Source organism: Mesorhizobium sp. M0145, assembly GCF_040322355.1.
GTDB lineage: Bacteria > Pseudomonadota > Alphaproteobacteria > Rhizobiales > Rhizobiaceae > Mesorhizobium.
The window spans coordinates 44,543-58,807 of record NZ_JAMYTK010000022.1 but is presented as its reverse complement, the minus strand read 5'-3'; the positions used below and the strand labels follow the sequence as shown (position 1 = coordinate 58,807).

Here is a 14,265-nt window from a genome sequence, read left to right as displayed (position 1 = left end):
CCCCTCAGCGCCACGCCAATGCAAGGCGGACCGCGTCGCTGACCAGCCCCCAGCGCGAGCGCGCCTTGATGAAGGCCGCCGTGGTCGCCTTTTCCTTCTCGATCTTCGGCGTGCCGTCGACACGCATGAAGTTCTGCGCGGCTTGCGACATCAACCGCGGATAAGTCGTGAAGTAATTGCAGGAATTGGTGTGGAGCAAGGTCGGCATGTCTTTGTATTTCCTTAGGTCCTTGACCACGAAGGACTTGTCCAGCATGGCTTTGTAAAGGGCGAGATTCCGTTTGGTCATAGGACCGTTGCGGCTCTTGACCTCGATGATTGCCTCAGCCGCGATGCGGCCGGAGGTCATGGCGAGGTTCGAACCCTCGCGGTGAATGGCGTTGTTCAGTTGCGCGGCATCGCCGACCACGACCCAACCGTCGCCAAAGAGCTGCGGAATAGCCTTGTAGCCGCCTTCGGGAATGAGATGCGCGGAATATTCTTTCACTTCCGAGCCGGCGATCAGCGGCCGGATCGAAGGATGGGTTTTTAAGGCGTCGAGGAGGACGTAAGGGCTCTCGACCATCGCGGCGAAATCGGAGACGAGACAGCCAATGCCCAGTGAGATCGACTCCTTGTTGGTGTAGAGGAAGCCGAGCCCGGCCATGCTGCGGGAGGTCGTGCCCACCGCCTCGATCACGCAGCCTTCATCGCCTTTGAGGCCGAACCGCTGCTCAATGACCTCTTCGGGCAGGAAATGCATTTCCTTGACGGCGAGCGCCACGGTTTGCGGCTTCGGCATCTCGCGCAGGCCGGCCCGGGTGCCAAGCAGTCCGCAGACACCTTCTGCGAGGACGACCACGTCCGCGTAGATGGCTCCGCCGGCCCGGTCTGTGCGGACGCCGATCACCCTGTCCTTGGCGTCACGGATGAGTTCCGTCACGGTCGTCTCGCACAGAACCGTCGCGCCGGCCTCGCGCACCTTACGTGAAAACCATTTATCGAACTGGGCACGGATGATCGTGTAGCGGTTGGGCTTCGCCTCATTGAAGTCGTCCGACCGATAGTGAATCCCGGTATGGGACGTGTCGTCCATCACCCAAAGCCGCTGTTCAACCAAATGCCGCTCGAGAGGCGCATCGTCCCGGAAATCCGGGATGATCTTCTCCAGCATGTTCGCGTACATGATGGCACCCTGGACATTCTTGGAGCCCGGATATTCACCCCGCTCCAACTGCAGCACCTTCAGGCCGTGACTGGCCATGGTGTAAGCAGCTGCGTTTCCGGACATGCCGGCCCCAATAACAATGGCGTCGAATTTTTCCTCAATCATGTCCATCCCTTAGCTCGCAAGCTTATCGCGACTGTGGGGCGACAGCCGCCGGGTGAAGGCTTCCGTCAGTGCGGGAAGGAAGCGGATCGCGTCGGTGACGATCCCGAGGTGAGCGAAATCGAAAATCGGCGCGTTCGGGTCGGTGTTGATGGCCACGATGAGATCCGCCCCCTCGACGCCAACCCGATGCTGGACGGCGCCGGAAATCCCGGCCGCTATGTAAAGCTTCGGCCGGATGGTCTTGCCAGTTTGGCCGATCTGCCGATCAGCTGGCATCCAGCCCTTCTGGACCAACGGGCGCGAACAGCCGTGCTCGGCGCCGATTGCTCGCGCGAGATTCTTCACAAGCTGCAGGTTCTCCGCCGCGCCTAGACCGAGGCCTCCCGCAACCACGACGTCGGCATAGGCAAGATTTGCCTTTGCCGACTGACTATCCGGCAGGAAGCCCAGGACTTTGGTAACGATCTCGTCCTCGGCTACCGAGAGCTTGTGCCGGATGACACGCCCGACCGGTTTATCCGCCCGCTGCGGCATGGGCATGACCCTCGGTCGCACTGTCGCCATCTGGGGTCGGAAATTGAGCGTATAGATCGTGCACAACAAGGAACCGCCGAAAGTCGGACGGGTGGCGGCGAGCGAACCGTCGGTATCCACATCGAGTTCGGTGCAGTCGGCCGTGAGCCCTGTCTGCAAGGTCGTCGCCACGGAGCCGGCAAGATCCCTGCCGAGTGTGGTGGCACCGAGAAGAAGGATCTCGGGTTTGTGGGTATCGACCAGATCCGTCATCGCCTTGGTGAATGGCTCGTTCCGATAGTCGGCGAGCAGCGGCGCCTCGACGATGTAGATAAGGTCGGCGCCATAAGCGAACGCTTCGGCAACGGCGTTCCCGATGGCCTCTCCCGGCGGTCCAAGCACGACGCCCGCAAGCTGGACCTGAAGCTTGTCTGCTAACTTGCGGCCTTCGCCGAGCAGTTCGAATGATACGGGATGGACCTGGCCGCGTTCGAGCTCGATGAAAACCCAAACGTGCCGGTAGTCCTTGAAATGCGCGGGCAGCTCCTTCTTTATGCCGGCACGGCCGGCGGCAGGGCGAGGGGTTTCTCGGTTCGCGGTCGACATCGTCTGCTCCTTGCCCTCTCACGCGCCGCCGTTGAAGGCGAGCTCATGTTCCAATGCCGGCTGGCGGGTGAAAATTGCCGTGATGAGTTCGTCAGCGACATCGCGCAAGGCCATCTCGGCGGTGTCGATTTTTGCCGCCTTTTCGGCCCGCGCAGGAGGCGCGAAAACGCGCTTGACGACCGTCGGTGAACCGCGCAGGCCGCATTTGGTGAGATCCTCAATGCCGGCATCGGCCGCACTCCATTTCAAGACCTGGCTGCGCGCGGCGCACAGGGCGTCCTGGATCGAGCCCCGGCGGATCTCGTTTGTGCCTTCCAGCATGGTGATGAGGCAAGGGAGCCTGCTCTTCAGCATCTGTGTGCCGCCTTCGGAGCGGCGCTCGACCTTGATCTCGCGTGCAGCAAGGTCAATAGAGGCGATCTTCGCGACATAGGTCAGTTGCAGGAGTCCGAGGCGCTTGGCGATGCCGGGCCCGACCTGGGCGGTGTCGCCATCGATCGTCTGCTTGCCGGTGAAGACGAGGTCTGGCGTGCCGAACGTCTCGCCAACCTTTGCGATTGCCTGGGAAAGGGCGAACGAGGTAGCCAGCGTGTCGGAGCCGGCAAAATAGCGGTCGGTCAAGAGCACCGCTCGGTCGGCGCCGTAACCGAGCGCCTTGCGCAGCGCGTCCTCTGCCATGGGCGGACCCATAGTGAGCACGGTGACTTCGCCACCATAGGCGTCGCGCAGTCTGAGGGCTTCTTCGAGGGCGAACAGGTCGTAAGGGTTGATGATAGTCGGAACACCCTGGCGCATGATCGTGTTCGTCACCGGATGGACCCTTATCTGTGCCGAGTCCGGCACCTGCTTGATGCAGATTACGATGTGCATTGGCGGTTTCTCTAGGCTCCTGTCCGGATGCGGGCTTGGCGGTTATCTCTTTGGTGCGCATCATTCGTGCCAACTGTTTTGCGCTGCCCCCTATTGCTAGAACTTCGCTTGGTTGCTTCTGAGGGCGCCGTGGTGATGACCGGATTTGTCGGCTTCTCGACATTGTCGCGTCGCAACCCGTGTCGCGGTCATTCCTGTCCGAACCGCTTCAGTACGGAGTCGAACGGGACAAAGGTGCGGCCCGGCGTGGCAGGTTTGTTCGGATCGTGGTCTTTGAGCACCTTGAAGACCCGATGCGTGAGCGGCGAGGAAATCGCGAAGTCTTCGTAAGCGCGTTCGAGCGTCGCGCGCACCCGCGCGGCAATCACCTGGTCGGGCAGACCGGAGAAATCTTCTTCGGCAAGGTATTGGCCCACGCGCTTCATGATATGGAGCCGGGAGACATTCAGCACCTTCGGATCATAGGAGACGCCAAGGACTGCGAAGAACTCCTCCGCAGCCGACAGGCGCTTCAGTCGTGCGAGGATGTCGGTGACATCGATGGGGCGGCTGTCAGCGGAACAATTCATTGCATTCTCCCTGGTCGGAAAACTGTGGTGTCGGTGCGCTCGCGCACGGCTGACCTGGACCCGCACAGCTCCGCGAGGGATGCCTCGCTGCACATTCCATCGTAGAGCTCGACCAGTTGAGTTGCAGTGACGATCGATTTGGTCTCGGCCGCCTCGCGCCGGACGCGGGCCACCATCGCGGCTGCCAGATCCGGGTCGAGATCGCGACCGCTTTCGCTCAGCACATGGGCAATCGCAGTGGCGCCGGAATGCTTGCCGATGACGATACGCCGGCAGCGGCCCACGAGAGCCGGATCGAGCCCTTGATAAGTACGCGAGTCCTTCAGCAGCCCTGCGACGTGAATGCCGGATTCGTGGGTGAAAACATCGGCGCCGACGACCGGCTTAATGGCCGCGGTCTGCCGGCGGGCGGCCCAAGCCACCTGGGCGGCGAGGTCGGGCAATGCGGTCAGCTCGATGCCGGTATCCGCGCCGTCGAAGACCGCCATCGCGGCGGCCACCTCTTCCAGCGCGGCATTGCCCGCACGCTCACCGAGCCCCAGGACGGTGACGGACGCATGGCGCGCGCCTGCGCGGATCGCGGCCAGCGTGTTGGCGGCAGCAAGTCCGAGATCGTTGTGCGCATGAAATTCAAGGTCGATTGGAGACTGCGCCACGAGCTGGGCGACAAGTTCGAAGGTCGAAAACGGGTCGAGAACGCCGACTGTGTCGGCTAGCCTGACGCGGCTTGCGCCGGCGCGTGCAGCCGTCTCGATGACGCGGGCGAGATGATCTCGATTGGCCCGCGAGGCATCCTCGCAGCCCACCGCGACGAAGAAGCCGGCGGCGGCTGCGCGCCTGACCATATGCTCGATGACCTGGAGCGCTCCCGCCTTATCGAGGCCGAGCTTGGCGGCAAGTTGGATGTCCGACGCAGGCAGCGATAGATTCACGGCGTGGACGCCGCTCTCGATCGCTGCATCGAGATCCAGCGACGTCATCCGGCACCAGGCCATGAGCCGAACCGGGAGACGCCGCGCGACCACGGCGCGAATTGTTTCGATCTCGTCGGCGCCCATGACCGGCGTGCCGATCTCGATCTCTGTGACGCCGGCCGCCGCAAGAGAGTCGGCGATCTCCAGCTTTTCCGTCGTGGTAAAGGCGACGCCGGGCGCCTGCTCGCCATCGCGCAAGGTCGTATCGTTGAGAAAGACATGACGGGTCATGAACGGTAGCCGGTTCTGCTGCCGCTCAGGCATAGACCGGATTGAACGTCTTCGGAGCTTCGCTTACCCGGCCCAGAACTGGGAAAGCCACGCAGCTTCTCCACGATTGCCGGCATGACCTCGAGCACCCGGTCGACGTCCGCTTCGCCGTTGTCCCGCGCCAAGGAGAAGCGGACTGCCGCGTGTGGCGTTTTCATCGCGCTCAGGACATGGCTCGGTTCCAGAGAGCCGGAGGTGCAGGCAGAGCCGGAGGAACACGCGATGCCCACGCGGCTGAGGAGGAGTGGAATTCCATCACTTTCGACATGTTCGAAGGAGATGTTTGCGGTGTTGGGCAACCGTTCCAGGGGATCTCCAGTGACACAGGTGCTTGGGATGCGCTGGAGAATCCCGTCCTCTAAACGGTCGCGGAGCGACTTTACCCGTGTGGTCTCGTCGTGCATGAATTTCAAGGCGAGTTCGGCCGCCATGCCGAGCCCGACTATGCCGGGCGTATTCTCGGTGCCAGCACGCCGGTTGTGTTCTTGGTGGCCCCCCTTGATCAGCGAGTGGAAATTGACGCCACGTTTTACGAAAAGCGCGCCGATCCCTTTCGGCCCGTGCAGCTTGTGGCCGGAGAGCGACAGCATGTCGATTGCGGTCGACTTCAGGTCCATCGGAAGCTTGCCGACCGCCTGCACAGCATCGGTATGGAAAAGGGCGCCCACTTCCTTGGCCAACTCGGCAAGCCTGGCGACGGGGAAGATCACACCAGTCTCATTGTTCGCCCACATTATCGAGACGATTGCCACCTGTGGGGTGAGGGCGGCCATATAGGCGTCGAGGTCGAGCCGGCCACGGCAATCCACCGGGATCCTGTGCACCTTGACGCGGCGGGTCTTCTCAAGATGCGCGCAGAGCGTCAGCACGGCGGGATGCTCGACCGCGGACGTAACGATCTCGGTTCGGTTGGGCGCCGCCTCGAGCGCCGAAAGAAGCGCTGCATTGTCGCTTTCTGTCCCACCCGAGGTGAAGGTGATCTCATCGTCGAACTCCGCGCCGATCAGAGCTTGCAACTGCCTCCGCGCCTTTCTCACCGCCGCACTGACTGAGGCGCCAAGAGCGTGCGCCGACGAAGGGTTGCCGAATTGATCCCTAAAGAACGGCAACATCGCTTGCACGACCTCAGGATCGACCCGTGTGGTTGCGTTGTTGTCGAGGTAGACAGGTTTCATGTGCGATCCTCAGTTGACCGGAATGACGCGAGCGCGCGACCGCCTCATTGAGCCTCTGGCGTATGCCGTTGATGATGATGGGCCCGAACTGGCAGCCGGCGCGGACGCCCGAGAGTTTGACGTAGACCGGATCGGCGTCCACATGGACAAGTCCGCAGTCGCCGCCGTCAGCCCGCGGGTAAGGACGCCCGAACGCGATAACGTTATCGATAAGCCGAATTTGGCGCAGCGGCGCGATTTGGCCGCAAGCAGCTCGGGTGCCACCAGGAACCGAGCTGTTTCGGGAGGCGACGTTCTTTGCATCCTACCTGAAGCGATTGCCGGTCCCAAGATCGGCTTCGACCTTGCCTTGTTCTTGAGGACAGGGACATCTGTTGTGCCGGCCATATAAGCCTCCTCTGCCGCAAATGAGTCCGTCGGCGGCAATCGCTCCATGGACCCGCACAGGCGCTTCGGGCGATCAACTGAAGGACTTGCCGCAGCCGCACTTCTCGCGCGCGTTGGGGTTATCGAAGACAAAGCCGGAAGATTCGAGCCCGGTGAGGAAGTCGACGGTCATGCCGGCGACATGCGGTTGGGAGCCCGCGTCCACGAACAGCTTGATCCCATCTGTCTCGGTGATCGCGTCGCCATCGCGCGACACGCTCTCCAAGCCCATTAAGTATTTGAAGCCGGCGCAGCCGCCGGCCTGGACTATGATGCGAAAGCCTTCCGCCGGCTCGCTGGCGCGGGAAAGAGCAGTCTTGATGGCCGCAACAGCGTTGTCGGTGAGCGTAATCATGGCTCCATTCTCCTCAGTCCGGGACCTGCTTGCGCATCACGTTGCATGCACCGTGCCAAAGCGAAAAAATGTTTCAACACAGCGCGGCATCTCTGACACTGCGGTGGTTCTTGTGAGTCCATTGCTGCGAAGGTGTCGGCCAACCGACACGTACTGTCGGGTTTGTCGGGTCCGCCACGCGGGATGTTGGGCCTGAGTTGTTGGCTGAACTCACATTGAACCAAGACCATTACAGAAGACTTCTTCTGAGCTTGCTTCGGCGCAATTGGCACGGTTTTTGAAGCTCCACTGGCGAGGCGGCAAGAGACTGCCGATCCACAATCGTGTCGTGGGTGCCCTCGCGATCGATGGGGCGAAGCAAGGGAGCAACATGTCAGGACTGGGTCAGATACGCTTTGTTTGGCAAAGCAGCGCCGCCCGTGGCATCCGAATGCCCGATTGGCCGATTGCGACAACACCCACAATCGGTCACCACCGCCCAGTGGCCGCCGACCGGCTCGATGGGATTCCATCGGCATGTGCCTGCTCGTGTCACTCGGGTCTCGCCGCTCCGATAGCACCCCCGGTTTTCGCGCGGGTGCGACGACGTGCGCACGCTGTCCAGCGACACTTTGTTCACGGGCCAGCAGCAGATCAGGGTCGAGCATTACGGCGCGCCCTATCGGCTGAAGATTCACCGGCAGGGCAGCTGATCCTCACACGTAGGTGGAAGCAGGGGTAAGACATGGACCAGCGCGAGAAACCGTCGCCGGACGAAATCCGGCGGGCGTGCGAAGACAATCCGAAAATCCGGGAGCATGATCTCGCCGCTCGATTGGGCATTTCGGAAGCCGAATTGGTCGCGGCGCATTGTGGTCACGGCGCGGTGCGCATCGAGCCGCGCGTCGATGATCTGCTGACCGGCCTCGAATCGGTCGGCGAGGTGATGGCGGTCACCCGCAACCAAAGTGCCGTGCACCAAAAGATCGGCGTCTACGACAAAGTGGTCACCGGCAACCCGCATGCCATGGTGCTCGGCGACGAGATCGACCTGCGCATCTTCCCGAAAGCGTGGGCGTATGGCTTCGCCGTCGAGAAGCGCGAGGGAGCCGAGATCCGCCGCAGCCTGCAATTCTTTGATGCCACCGGCGAGGCGATGCACAAAGTACATCTCAGGCCCGCCTCGAACCTGCAGGCCTATCAGAATCTGGCGGCAGAGCTCGCATCCTCCGACCAGGAGCCGATCATATCGGTCGAGGCGAGCGGGGCGCGCGATAACGCAGTGAGTCCAGACCAAGCCGCCACGGTCGACGACCTACGCGAGCACTGGAGCCGGCTGAGCGACGTGCATCAGTTCTACCATATGTTGAAGGCACTGAAGCTCAGCCGCTGCCAGGCGATGCGTATGGCCGACGAGGATTACGCCTGGCTGCTCGACAATGATGCCGTTGGCGCCCTGTTCCAACAGGCGGCCGAAGACGAGATGCCGATCATGTGCTTTGTCGGCAATCATGGTTGCATCCAGATCCATTCCGGCCCGATCAAGTCGGTCAAGCAGATCGGGCCGCGGATCAATGTGCTCGACGAGACCTTCCATCTGCATCTTAGGACCCATCACATCCGCGAGGTCTGGGCCGTGCGCAAGCCGACGAGGGACGGTCACGTCACGTCCATTGAAGCCTATGGCGCCGACGGCAAGATGATCGTCCAGTTCTTCGGCACGCGCAAGGAAGGCGAACGCGAGCGCAGCGACTGGCGGTTTCTGGCCGAGAGTCTGCCACGCGTTCCCGGTCCGACCGACCGGGATGTGTAGAGTGCCGACAGGCCCTCGGATTGAACCGGCCGCCATAGGACTCGGCACCACGTTCCGACAGCGGCTCGCGAGGAAATATAGGTCCATGTGCGATAGAGCTTGCCGTGTTAGCGCATACGCACGGTCAGGTGTGCACGCCGGAATTGACCGCATCGATACAGTCAGGCTCGTCGCCGGCCGGATCGCTGCGCACGAGTGCATCGCTCGTCTGACCGGAAATCCTTGCAGCGGCTACAACAACGCATATGCCATCAGCGCCGAACCGAAGCGGAAGCGCGGCCGGGTCTTGTCGGACCGCACCCGAACCTTGCGCTGGATCGCGTCGTTGCTCAATCCGGGCCGTGCGAGCGATCTCCTCGCTCGTCGACCGGAAGGCTGTGCAGCAGCAGCCAAGCCGAACAGCCCGATGTCGCGGACTCGACAAAACCGACCACGGATGTCGGTTGTCGGACGTTGTCCTAAGAATGATGGACAGGTGATCATCAGCGGCGGGCCTAGTGCAGGCTGGCATTGCTTGGTGCAGCGCCATGGGTACGCCTATCCGGCACGCGACTTGCTTCGACAATTTGATCAGCAGGGCATCAGCAGTGCGTCACGGAGCTCAGAGGTGATTGACCAGCCTCTCAACCCTAACGGGGATAAGCGGCGGCTTTGCTTCATGACCGCAGCGCGGCGGAGATGCCCCTTCTGATCGACTTCGCAACCGATCTCATCCGCGCTGGTGCAGGTGGGCTGTATCAGGCGACAGAATCTAGAAGGCGCCCGACAAGAGACGTGCCCATGCTGGAAATCGACTTTATGAACAGCGGTGCAATCTCAATCGAGCCATGAACGCCAATGTAGAGAAAACAAAATGGCGACCAACCCCGTTCCAGATCATGTCCCGCCCGAAATGGTGAGGGACTTCAGCCTGTTTACATCGCCAGGGATGCCACCAACACCCAACGGGGATCCACACGCAGCTGTCGCTTGCGTACATGACGGGCCTCCGATCTTTTACTCCCGCTACAACACGCAAGATGGCCGGGGTACCTGGGTCATCACCCGTGCCGCGGACCAGCGGAAGGTGCTGCAGGACGCAGAGACTTTTTCCAGCCATCGCAGCATCTTCTCCTCCATACTGGGTGAAAACTGGCCGACGATCCCGCTTGAGCTCGATCCACCGGCCCATGGCGTCTTTCGCTCACTGCTCAATCCGCTGCTTTCGCCAAAGCGGGTGTTGGCTTTGGAACCGGCTGTCCGCGAACGGGCGGTCGAGCTGATCGAAAGGATCGCCGCGTCGGGCACAAGCTGCGACGTGATGAAGGATTTTGCCTTTCCTTTCGCGGTGAGCACCTTTCTTCGCTTTCTGGGGTTGCCCGATGACCGACTCGATACATTCGTCGGCTGGGGGAAAGATCTGCTCCACGGCGACGATAAGGAACGACCTGTGGCTGCCCGGACGATCGTGGCATTCATCGACGAACTTGCAGCCATGCGCCGCCAGGAGGCGGTTGACGATTTCATGAGCTTTATCGTGCAGGCACAGGTCGAGGGCCGCCGGCTGACGGACACCCAAGTCCGCGGCATCGGCGTGCTTGTCTTCGTCGCTGGGCTCGACACGGTCGCAGCAGCTATAGGCTTTGACTTGGCGTACCTCGCGCGCAACCTCAAAGATCAGCAATTGCTGCGGAGCGAACCGGACCGCATCCCGCTCGCAACCGAAGAATTGCTGCGGGCCTATCCGCCCATTCAGTTGATCCGCGTGGCAACGAAAGATATCGACTTCGAAGGCGCGCCGATCCGGAAGGGGGACTATGTTTCCTGCGCCACGATGATTGCCAATCGTGACCCGGCGGAATTCAAATGCCCCAACACGATCGATTTGGAGCGGGAGGACAACCGCCACGCCGCCTTTGGCTATGGTCCCCACCGTTGCCTTGGGTCACACCTTGCCCGGCGGGAGATTGTCATTGGCCTGGAGGAGTGGCTGGCGCGCATCCCAGCTTTCAGGATCAAGAGGGGTACGGCACCCATAACCACTGGCGGCCATGTGTTCGGGATCGAAAATTTGATCTTGGACTGGTCCTAGGCCCGCCCGCGACGGGCACAGACAATGGAGGCAGCGCCATGCGCATCATCGTCCAAAGTGCCAAATGCCAGGGTCACGCGCGATGCGCGGCGCAAGCGCCGGACATCTTCAAGCTTGATGACGAGGGTTACATCCTGCCTGGTGACATTGAAGTTGCGGGAGGGGAGGAACTGCGTGCATCGCGAGGCGCGCGATCCTGTCCTGAACGTGCGCTGGAACTCACCCGCTGACGCTTTGAATCAGACGTCATTCAACCGGGAGTCTGGCGGGGCTTGAATGGGGTCGACCATGTGGCCGCACTGGAAAGGACGGCACGCGACCTCTGTCCCAGCACGGTCCACGTCCAACTCCGCGGGGGCATTCCCGGCGCCGAGGTGTTCCCCATGAGGCGCAAACAGCAGGGCGGGGGTTCGCGAAACACCTCTTCCAATCACAGAATTTGCGACAGAGCCGATGGACCAGACGAAAATTACCGAACTACTCGACCGCGAGGCGATCCGCGACTGCCTCTATCGGTACTGCCGCGGAATAGACCGCGCGGATGAAGCGGCGCTCCGCAGCGCGTATTGGCCCGATGCGCATGACAATCACCGGGCAAATTGCGGCTCGGCAGAGGGCTTCATCCGGTTTGCGCTCGGCGTCTTCAAGAGCGGACCCCGCAACATCCATAAGATCACAAACGTCCTGATCGAATTCATCGGCGGGGCAGAGGCCGCGGTCGAGAGCTATTTCACCGCGCTGCAACGCGGACCGGACAACGACGGAGAAGTACGCCAGGCGCTCCTCTGCGGCCGATACTGCGATCTGTTTCACAAGAGGGAGGGGGAGTGGCGGATTGCCGAACGGACAGTGGTCTACGATTGGCTCGAGGAGCAGATCCCACCAGCGGTCATTGAAGCAGAACGGTTCGGCCCGCGACAGCCTATTGGAGCACCGCATCCGCACGATCCGGTTTACACGCTTAAGAAGCGTCGCATTCCTTCTCGCCCTGATGCCTTCAGAGGTTTCGAGTGGGAGGCCGCATCGGCAGTGGGGGCAACAGAGTATAACAATTTTGCAATGCCACAGCGATCCCGGCGAAAGCCTGCCCGGTGAGGATGCGGCCGATAGGAGTGCCCTTTTCTCCCCGCGACGGCGTCACGGTGACAGCGTTCTTCTCTGTCGCCCCGAGCCCGCCGACGACGCTGGTGTGCATCGATTTGCGGGACCTCCGCAGAGCCGCTCATCGGGGCAAGCGCCTGTCCTCGGCGGATCCCTCACCAGCTCCGGCTGTCAAATCGAGAGTTGGACCGCTGCCGGAACCCACGAACGCCCATATGGGCCTGCAACTGGCCGTTAGCCTAGAACAACGCACTGGGTCGGCTCGGGGCATCAGGTGCTCGTCTTTGCTGATACGTCTATACAGACCTCACCGGAGTGCAGGCGTCGCGCAGTGCCGCCAGGATAGCAATTGCGTAAAGGCGCCGATGCGGTTTGCCTTCCAAGAAGATCAGTCTCCTGGTCTGTTCCAGCAGTCAACTGGATCCTCGGGTACCCCGCAGCTAGACTATTCTGCGACTTCAGCGAAGGGGTACGCGCTATCCAGAAGCGGGCGCATATGTCGTCGGGGACCGAGGATATCCTGGCCGCGGCCGTTCCAGAAGAGGCGCACCAGATCTGATCAAGCAGATCAAGCCCCACCACTTAAACGCGAGACGATCGGGTCCGTCGTACTCGCGACGCGGCGGAGTGCTTCATTCCGGACGTCCTTGCGAGCGTCGAAGCAGCCGCAGTTCCCCATTGGACGAGGCCATCTGCAAACGCGATGGTATCGTCCAAAATATTATATTGGCGAACTGAACACCACGTCGCGCATACTTGCAGCTAGCAGGACAAACGCCCATGCGGCCTGTAGAGATATCTTCGAGTGCCTACAATGAGCGAAATACCACACCTTCCTTCGATCTCGATACCACTGGCGTGATCAGGGGGCCTGCTGGTCGGTGGTGAAGAGGACGCGGCGCCTGGTCCTTCGGCTGCAGATAGTCCGCTGAGGCACCGGATAAAACCTGCTCTGCCTGCCGGGAAGCCCGTATGAGTGGTTCGAGTGATCTTGCAAATGAACGTCCCGAGGACGGGCTTTCAAGCTTTGTCATGAAGGAGGTGCCATGCACATGGCTAATGCGATGCGGCAACGGTGAAGCATGTATGTCGCCAGTAAATGCTAGCATCGAAGTCGTTGGCGAATGTACAGTTTCGTCCAAATGTGCGATACGTTCGATTTGTGCAAGTAACACTTGGAAAGTGTTGCACAAAAGAGACGTATAATTATATAAAGCTGGCAAGCTAAACTTTAAACTTGCACAAATGAGCGTCACGGATACCGTCCCACTGTGAAGCGTGCACTTGCGATGTGCGTCTGTTTCGATCGTGGGGGGCAAGACGGTCGTCCATTGATGTTCTTCCCTTTTTTATTGAGAGGCAAAAGTTGAAGCCGCAAGACGGCTGCTAGGTTGCGAGCAAACGAAGACGCAATACATCGCCGTCCTCCAAACTTCATGTCTTCAACGCTCTTCGGCGGCTTGCTGACGGCGTGCTATTGGGAAAGCCAGATATGTCCGCGTCGAGTGATCTTGGGGATGAAAAGCGCCAGACCGAGCTTTCAAGCTTTGTCATGAGGGAGGTGCAGCGCATTCTTGCCCAATGCGATGAGGCGAAGCAGGGTGACAAGGCTGCTGTTGGGCCTTCGGGTTCTCCTTCCAACGAATTGACCGCCGTGGCCGCCGAATTTCTTGGTAGGCTCGAGGCCGAAGCAGCGCGACGGCTAAACGCCCAGGCGGGTGAGATCGCTTCGCGACCCCGGGCAGCCGATCATCCGCTCGGGCATCCGGTTCTGAAAGATTGCCCGAGAGAAGGCGCGCGCATTTCAGAATGGGCCGGTCCAGTTGCGGGGTCGACGCATCTCGAGAGACGTTTTGGAATACCGCGGTCCACTTTGTATTGGTGGCAGCAACACAATGATGTGGTTGCCTTTCGGAGAGGCTCCCGCAAGCATGTATTTCCCCTAGCTCAGTTCATCGACGGGAGGCCTATGCCCGGAATCAGGCAGGTCCTTTCCTCGATCTCCGATCCCAGACTGGCTTGGCTGTGGCTGATCAGCCCCTCGCCTCTTCTCAAGGATCGCGTTCCTATCGAATTGCTCAGAGAAGGTATGAACACAGAAGTTGTTTCATCGGCCGCCCAGGCTATTTCTCTGATTGGACCTATCTGACGATTGGCCGGACGCCGGTGGATGCTCGCGCACATTCTATACGTGCGTAAACACCAACTGTCCCAATTGTGCGATTTGTTCA

At 60.9% G+C, this 14,265-nt stretch carries 14 protein-coding genes; 6 read left to right on the top strand and 8 right to left on the bottom strand.

Annotated elements, in window-relative coordinates; genetic code table 11:
- Positions 1-4 precede the first annotated feature (4 nt).
- From NKJ28_RS25705 to NKJ28_RS25670, 8 genes are all read right to left on the bottom strand, one after another.
- Positions 5-1,312, bottom strand: a complete 1,308-nt coding sequence (locus NKJ28_RS25705) for an FAD-binding protein (RefSeq protein WP_352637454.1) — start codon at positions 1,310-1,312, stop codon at positions 5-7.
- Positions 1,313-1,321: 9 nt separating this feature from the next.
- Positions 1,322-2,431, bottom strand: coding sequence for an electron transfer flavoprotein subunit alpha/FixB family protein (locus tag NKJ28_RS25700; protein WP_352637418.1), 1,110 nt, complete (start codon positions 2,429-2,431; stop codon positions 1,322-1,324).
- Between the two features lie 18 nt (positions 2,432-2,449).
- Positions 2,450-3,301: an electron transfer flavoprotein subunit beta/FixA family protein gene (locus NKJ28_RS25695; RefSeq protein WP_352466656.1), complete on the bottom strand. Its 852-nt coding sequence runs from the start codon at positions 3,299-3,301 to the stop codon at positions 2,450-2,452.
- Between the two features lie 188 nt (positions 3,302-3,489).
- Entirely contained in the window at positions 3,490-3,870 is a 381-nt protein-coding gene (gene nifW, locus NKJ28_RS25690) for a nitrogenase stabilizing/protective protein NifW (RefSeq protein WP_352491471.1), read from the bottom strand.
- Positions 3,867-5,075 (bottom strand): homocitrate synthase, encoded by a 1,209-nt coding sequence (gene nifV, locus NKJ28_RS25685; RefSeq protein WP_352637416.1) that lies wholly within the window; start codon positions 5,073-5,075, stop codon positions 3,867-3,869. Before nifV ends, nifW begins: the two co-directional genes overlap by 4 nt.
- Positions 5,072-6,289: a cysteine desulfurase NifS gene (gene nifS / locus NKJ28_RS25680; RefSeq protein ID WP_352637415.1), complete on the bottom strand. Its 1,218-nt coding sequence runs from the start codon at positions 6,287-6,289 to the stop codon at positions 5,072-5,074. Before nifS ends, nifV begins: the two co-directional genes overlap by 4 nt.
- Positions 6,240-6,488 (bottom strand): NifU family protein, encoded by a 249-nt coding sequence (locus tag NKJ28_RS25675; RefSeq protein WP_352637453.1) that lies wholly within the window; start codon positions 6,486-6,488, stop codon positions 6,240-6,242. The genes nifS and NKJ28_RS25675 overlap by 50 nt, the downstream gene beginning before the upstream one ends.
- A 261-nt stretch (positions 6,489-6,749) precedes the next feature.
- A complete protein-coding gene (locus NKJ28_RS25670) occupies positions 6,750-7,070 on the bottom strand; it encodes a HesB/IscA family protein (RefSeq protein WP_352637414.1) in 321 nt (106 codons plus the stop codon).
- A 587-nt stretch (positions 7,071-7,657) separates the two neighbouring features.
- Here NKJ28_RS25670 and hemP point away from each other — a divergent pair.
- The 6 genes from hemP to NKJ28_RS25640 all read left to right on the top strand — a co-directional run bounded on the left by hemP (position 7,658) and on the right by NKJ28_RS25640 (position 14,183).
- Positions 7,658-7,762 (top strand): hemin uptake protein HemP, encoded by a 105-nt coding sequence (gene hemP, locus NKJ28_RS25665; protein WP_023678236.1) that lies wholly within the window; start codon positions 7,658-7,660, stop codon positions 7,760-7,762.
- Between the two features lie 32 nt (positions 7,763-7,794).
- Positions 7,795-8,862, top strand: a complete 1,068-nt coding sequence (locus NKJ28_RS25660) for a hemin-degrading factor (protein ID WP_352637413.1) — start codon at positions 7,795-7,797, stop codon at positions 8,860-8,862.
- 853 nt (positions 8,863-9,715) lie between these two features.
- On the top strand, positions 9,716-10,933 hold the full coding sequence (locus NKJ28_RS25655) for a cytochrome P450 (protein ID WP_352637411.1): 1,218 nt from the start codon (positions 9,716-9,718) through the stop codon (positions 10,931-10,933).
- A gap of 38 nt (positions 10,934-10,971) precedes the next feature.
- Positions 10,972-11,163, top strand: a complete 192-nt coding sequence (locus tag NKJ28_RS25650; protein WP_352637409.1) for a ferredoxin — start codon at positions 10,972-10,974, stop codon at positions 11,161-11,163.
- Positions 11,164-11,386: 223 nt separating this feature from the next.
- Positions 11,387-12,028 carry a nuclear transport factor 2 family protein gene (locus NKJ28_RS25645; protein ID WP_352577702.1) on the top strand — a complete coding sequence of 214 codons (642 nt, stop codon included), beginning with the start codon at positions 11,387-11,389 and terminating at the stop codon, positions 12,026-12,028.
- Positions 12,029-13,526: 1,498 nt separating this feature from the next.
- On the top strand, positions 13,527-14,183 hold the full coding sequence (locus NKJ28_RS25640; RefSeq protein ID WP_352637408.1) for an antitoxin Xre/MbcA/ParS-like domain-containing protein: 657 nt from the start codon (positions 13,527-13,529) through the stop codon (positions 14,181-14,183).
- Positions 14,184-14,265: the final 82 nt, after the last annotated feature.